At 49.5% G+C, this 4655-nt stretch carries 4 protein-coding genes; 3 read left to right on the forward strand and 1 reads right to left on the reverse strand.

All coding sequences use genetic code 11. The annotated features are described in order from the left end of the window. Positions 1-499 precede the first annotated feature (499 nt). Together FQK05_RS25470 and FQK05_RS25475 are read left to right on the forward strand one after the other, a co-directional pair. The gene (locus FQK05_RS25470; protein WP_158972349.1) at positions 500-2170 is read left to right on the forward strand and encodes an AAA family ATPase; all 1671 of its coding nucleotides are present in this window, start codon (positions 500-502) and stop codon (positions 2168-2170) included. Beyond that, the gene (locus tag FQK05_RS25475) at positions 2157-2987 is read left to right on the forward strand and encodes a hypothetical protein (protein WP_158972351.1); all 831 of its coding nucleotides are present in this window, start codon (positions 2157-2159) and stop codon (positions 2985-2987) included. The genes FQK05_RS25470 and FQK05_RS25475 overlap by 14 nt, the downstream gene beginning before the upstream one ends. 62 nt (positions 2988-3049) lie before the next feature. Here FQK05_RS25475 and FQK05_RS25480 read toward each other — a convergent pair whose 3' ends face one another. Next, entirely contained in the window at positions 3050-3187 is a 138-nt protein-coding gene (locus tag FQK05_RS25480) for a hypothetical protein (RefSeq protein ID WP_199252773.1), read from the reverse strand. A gap of 162 nt (positions 3188-3349) precedes the next feature. Here FQK05_RS25480 and FQK05_RS25485 point away from each other — a divergent pair, with 162 nt between their 5' ends. Further along, positions 3350-4381, forward strand: a complete 1032-nt coding sequence (locus tag FQK05_RS25485; protein WP_158972355.1) for a hypothetical protein — start codon at positions 3350-3352, stop codon at positions 4379-4381. Positions 4382-4655 lie beyond the last annotated feature (274 nt).

Genomic DNA, 4655 nt, shown 5'->3' on the forward strand with positions numbered 1-4655 from the left:
AAGGATGAGTGACCGCCGTGTTCATCTTCGGGGGAGGCGGCGGAAGCCAAAATCAAATGACGAGACAATCTCACCGCCCCCTTCGGAGGTTTCAGAAATCGGGCCGGTCGGTAGCGGTCGGCCCTCTGCGGACATTCGCACCGGGCGCAACAGGTGGTCGGTTCATCTCATTAGCCGACACTCGTGCAGGACGCAGCGGATGACCGATCCCAGCCGTTTCCAAGAGTTCTCGCGCTCAGCTGAGTATGGCAACCAGCTTTGGATGGAGGACGGGGAGCCAAGCTCCGCCGAAAAACATCACCCTATCACGGGGTACCAATGAAGGACCGAAAGGCTTACGCTCAGGACCAGAAGTGCATCGAAGTTCGAAACGTGATGTACTATAAATGTGTCATCATACAATGACATAAAACCTCTAAAGAGTGCAGCCTTCAAGGCATTCGGACCTTCTGCGTTGAAATGTACTGAAATCGGAAAATGAATGGCGTGGAATTCATAAATGGCCAGCTTGACATATTACCATTATTCAGGTGAACGACCAATACACTTGGATGAAGTGGAGGCCAGAAATCACCATCGCTCCAAGATAACGGTCATCCAACGTTCCCATGATGATAGTTGCCATGTATACTTTTGGCTTCCAAATAGCACATTGGGAGGCCGCTGGTACAAGCATGGCCCCCTAAGTATATGCTTCCTGTCAAACGATAAGAATCCGGAAGTTATCGAGAATTCCCACGCATGGGAGATGGTCCTCAAAAGCGACAAAGGGGATTCCCTTGTCGATGCTGAATCGGAGGATTTGAATTTTTCATCCATCACAATGGGCATGGCGGCTCTGGATTATCGCACTCTTGTGGATGAAATGGGGAATCACCAAGCTATAGAGGCTTTGCTAGAAGCTAACGACATCATATCGATGAGGGAGTATCGACCTGACAGCCCAATAGTCAAAAATATCCGACTTAGAAAAAAAATTGAAAAACTCTTAGTTAGGCGAACTGAACAGTCATTTATCTTGGATAATGGGATCGAGATACTCAGAGGGAGCGAGCGAGCCTCTATAGATGCCGCGCGCCCAGAGTTCAGATGCGATTTCAGGTTGCCGGATGGGCGGGAGTACGGGTTCGATTTCCAATTCGGATCCACTCAAGAACTAGGTCAGCGGATTGCAGTTTTAATAGGAAAAAATGGCTCCGGAAAAACACAGGCTTTACGGCACACGGCGAAGCTTGCTTTAGACTCCCTATCGAACGAATGGCGTGGAAATTTTACTCCAAGTAGGGTTATAGGTTTCTACTCGACCTCCAGAGTATCCAAGGTATATCCCCCACAGACATTGAAGAGAATGATGTCTGGATATAGGGTTTGCAATATAGCTAGTGAAGCTGGGCGATCGACGGCTGGCGTCATGGACGTTTTGTTGCAGATGATTGAGTCGGACGCTAGGATAGCTGATACAACCCGGTTCAATATATTGCTTGAGAGCTTAAAGCAGGCTCGGGGGCACGACCCTGTATCAATTTTTCACGAGCGATACGGCCCGATCGAGCTAGAAAAAATTCAAACAGCAAGCGGAGGCAGGGGTAACATTAGCTTTTCCAGGCCAGATATTGGCGATATTCAAGAAGCAACTTCTGATTTCTTAGAGGCCGTTGATCGTTCGAAAGGTGTGTTTGGCCGGGAGGCGAATGACTTTAGCTCAGGTGAAGCGGCTTACGTTCGCTTTTGTATATTCTCGTCGGCCTATACCGAGAATGGATCTCTGGTGCTGCTAGATGAACCTGAGGTCTTTTTGCACCCTCAGTTTATTGACGCTATGATGGGCTCCCTTCAAAAGGTTCTGGAGTTAACAGGGTCTGTCGCCGTCGTTGCCACTCATTCCGCCTACGTGGTTAGATGTGTTCAGGAGGATATGGTTCATATCATACGGGATAAAGAAACTAGCTCCTTCGGCAACAGAATGGAGGTACAGAAAACTAGAATGAAAACGTTTGGCGCTGATGTTGGTCTTATCTCCTTATTTGTTTTCGGTGAAGATGAAATGGAGACAACAACAAAAAGGGCTCTTGGCTATATTTCGAAGAGCGGGCAGAATTTGTCATCCCTGAGATCAATTGTATCTGAGGACCTGTTTTCCAAAATCGTAAATAAGCATGAAGAAGATTGAGAGGCCGCTTGATAGCGGATCCACTAGCTTTAACTGTGCGGCCAGGAACAAAAGGCTTCGCAGAACTTACCCGAACCTCCTAAAGCTTGGGCTGCGTGCTGCGCGCTTGGCAAGGTACTATGATATTTCTCGGGGGGATCCGAACATAATTCGGGCAGCGGACCTCACCCAGCGGGAAAAGGAGGCAATTCTTTATATTTATGATAACCCCCCTATTTCTATGAGCTACATAGGGGACCTCCGGCTATCTTTTGCGGGTGAAACGTGCCCCATGTGTGGAGGGCAAAACCCAGGCGAGCTTGATCACTATTTAACGAAACAGAAATATCCCGAGTATGCATGCTTGGCATACAATTTGGTTCCAGCTTGCTCATGCAATAGGCTACGTGGAGAGAATTTGTTCGACCCTGCCACTCGGGCAAGAGTGCTTCATCCTTACTACGACGAATGCTTGAGCGGGCCTTTGATTGAAGTGAGATTCGATCCGCGCGCCACCCCTCCAGTTTTCGAGATTCATTACATGATAGACGAAGAAGACCCAGACTTTAGAAACGTCAAGTTTCATGTAGACAACATAATACTTAAAACCAACTTTTTAACCTACGTCAGTAAAAGGTGGGGAAAATTGAGAGTTCAGCCCGATGCTATTCTTCCGAATCGCAGGGACTACAGGGGCAATAAAAATCAGTTTCAAGAGTACTTGGTAGAGCTTGGCGAAGGCAAATCCGCAGACGAAGGCGCCAATGCTTGGGCAACGATCTTCCTGCGCTCAATATCAAATAGAATTATTTCAGATTGGATTTTCGATAACTGTTAGAGCTTTTATTGTAATTCATGCTGCTAGACGGATTTTCCATGGTTCCCAACGTTGTGCAAAAATCAACCTAATTTTCGGCAGGCCACTTGACGTTGTCCTGCATGGTGGACGCCCATCACCATCACCATCACCATCACCATCACCATCACCATCACCATCACCATCACCATCACCATCACCATCACCATCACCATCACCATCACGCAGCACCGCCAGGCTGGTCATGCGACCCGCCGCAGCGCCGCATGACCGCTTAGAGCCCAAATTGCGTGATGCTTCGTGATGCATGAATGTCCTTTTTCTTGTGAACTAACGGCAAACGAACCAATCTGATCAGTGGCAAGAAAATACGGGCGTGGTTCATGTTAAAGAGACTATTCAATTTATTTTTTGGTCAAAAGAGGGTCGTGCAAGGCAACGATCCGTTTGACGTGTACTTTCGTGTGCAAAAGCAGGGCGAGAGAATTTTGCGCTCAGTTGATGACCCTCGTGACCTCAACAAGATCGAAGAACAGATCAGAACAGAACTGAATTTACACTATCAGTGGTCTCCAGACGGGCTCGATATTGTTAAAGCTGCGCGCAACGATCTGCGCGCGATACAAAATGTCCCCGGTCTTCCTTTTGTATTTATGTTTCACGGTGATGGCCGCATTAGACAAGAAGCTCTCCGCAATCTGGAAGGACCATTGCCTACGCCCGCCAATGTCTATGGGCTGTTCTGGCGCCTGAACGACTGGGTGCCACAGGTGAGACAAGCAGCCTATGAAGCGCTTGAAAGGGTCATGCCGCGCACGTCGGCAGAGGTTATTGTTCCCGCGCTGATCGCAGTATTGCCAAACCTTAATAGCTGGGGGCGTTGGTCCTGTGCAGGACCCGAGGCAGTTCATGGAATCCTGTCCAGACCAGATGTTTCAACGAAACTAGTGGAGATTGTCAGGACGACACGGCAACCACGTCTGGGCCAAGTATTTCATGAACTTTCCCGAAACGACTGGATAGATCAGCATATCAGCGACGTTTTCGCGACCGCACCACTTCCGCATATTCGAACAATGGCCCTCGACATGCTTCTTTCACAAAGGGCTCGTTGGCCGACAGGCGAAACGGTTCGAGTGTGGACTGACCGTTCGATGGGCGAATATCGAACCGAGCGCAGCTTTCGAGAACGCGAACTAACAGTAGCGGTAGACCTCATAGCACTCCTGCGCGCCGGTGCCTCAGATCGTTCGGCCATGGTTCGCAGACGTGCAGCCGATGGATTGATAGCTCTGCGGCATAATTTAGATTTAAAGGAAGAATTAGATCGCGTTGCAGCCATTCTGCACAACGACCCAAACATTGGCGTCAGAACCAGGATTGAGTTTTTCCGTCGTAAGCAGGCGGAAGTATGAGGCAGAGGTTCAACAGCAAAGCTGACGTTCGACTTTGGGAAAGCAACGTCTGCTTTGTCCGCACTGCGGACCTCGGGGTCCTGGAACATGCTGCACGGTGCCATGAAGGTCCTGTGTGGATGGCTCCTGCATAGCAAGCGGGAAATGACTTTAATTCACCCATTCAGAAGCGGTCGTGTGTCCGGCCTGTTCGCGCGGCATTTCGGCCGCTGGCCCTGATGGCTTCCGCGTCCCGGGTCCCTGTCAGGTATGCGGGCGATTACGCCCCGGACTT

This window comes from Chachezhania sediminis (genome assembly GCF_009765275.1).
In the GTDB taxonomy this organism is placed as follows: Bacteria; Pseudomonadota; Alphaproteobacteria; order Rhodobacterales; family Rhodobacteraceae; genus Chachezhania; species Chachezhania sediminis.

Bases quoted from the DNA above. Each gene is read 5' to 3' on its own strand.
- FQK05_RS25470 (WP_158972349.1), top strand. From the start codon at position 500: ATGGCCAGCTTGACATATTACCATTATTCAGGTGAACGACCAATACAC.
- FQK05_RS25475 (WP_158972351.1), top strand. From the start codon at position 2,157: ATGAAGAAGATTGAGAGGCCGCTTGATAGCGGATCCACTAGCTTTAAC.
- FQK05_RS25480 (WP_199252773.1), bottom strand. From the start codon at position 3,187: ATGGTGATGGTGATGGTGATGGTGATGGTGATGGTGATGGTGATGGTG.
- FQK05_RS25485 (WP_158972355.1), top strand. From the start codon at position 3,350: ATGTTAAAGAGACTATTCAATTTATTTTTTGGTCAAAAGAGGGTCGTG.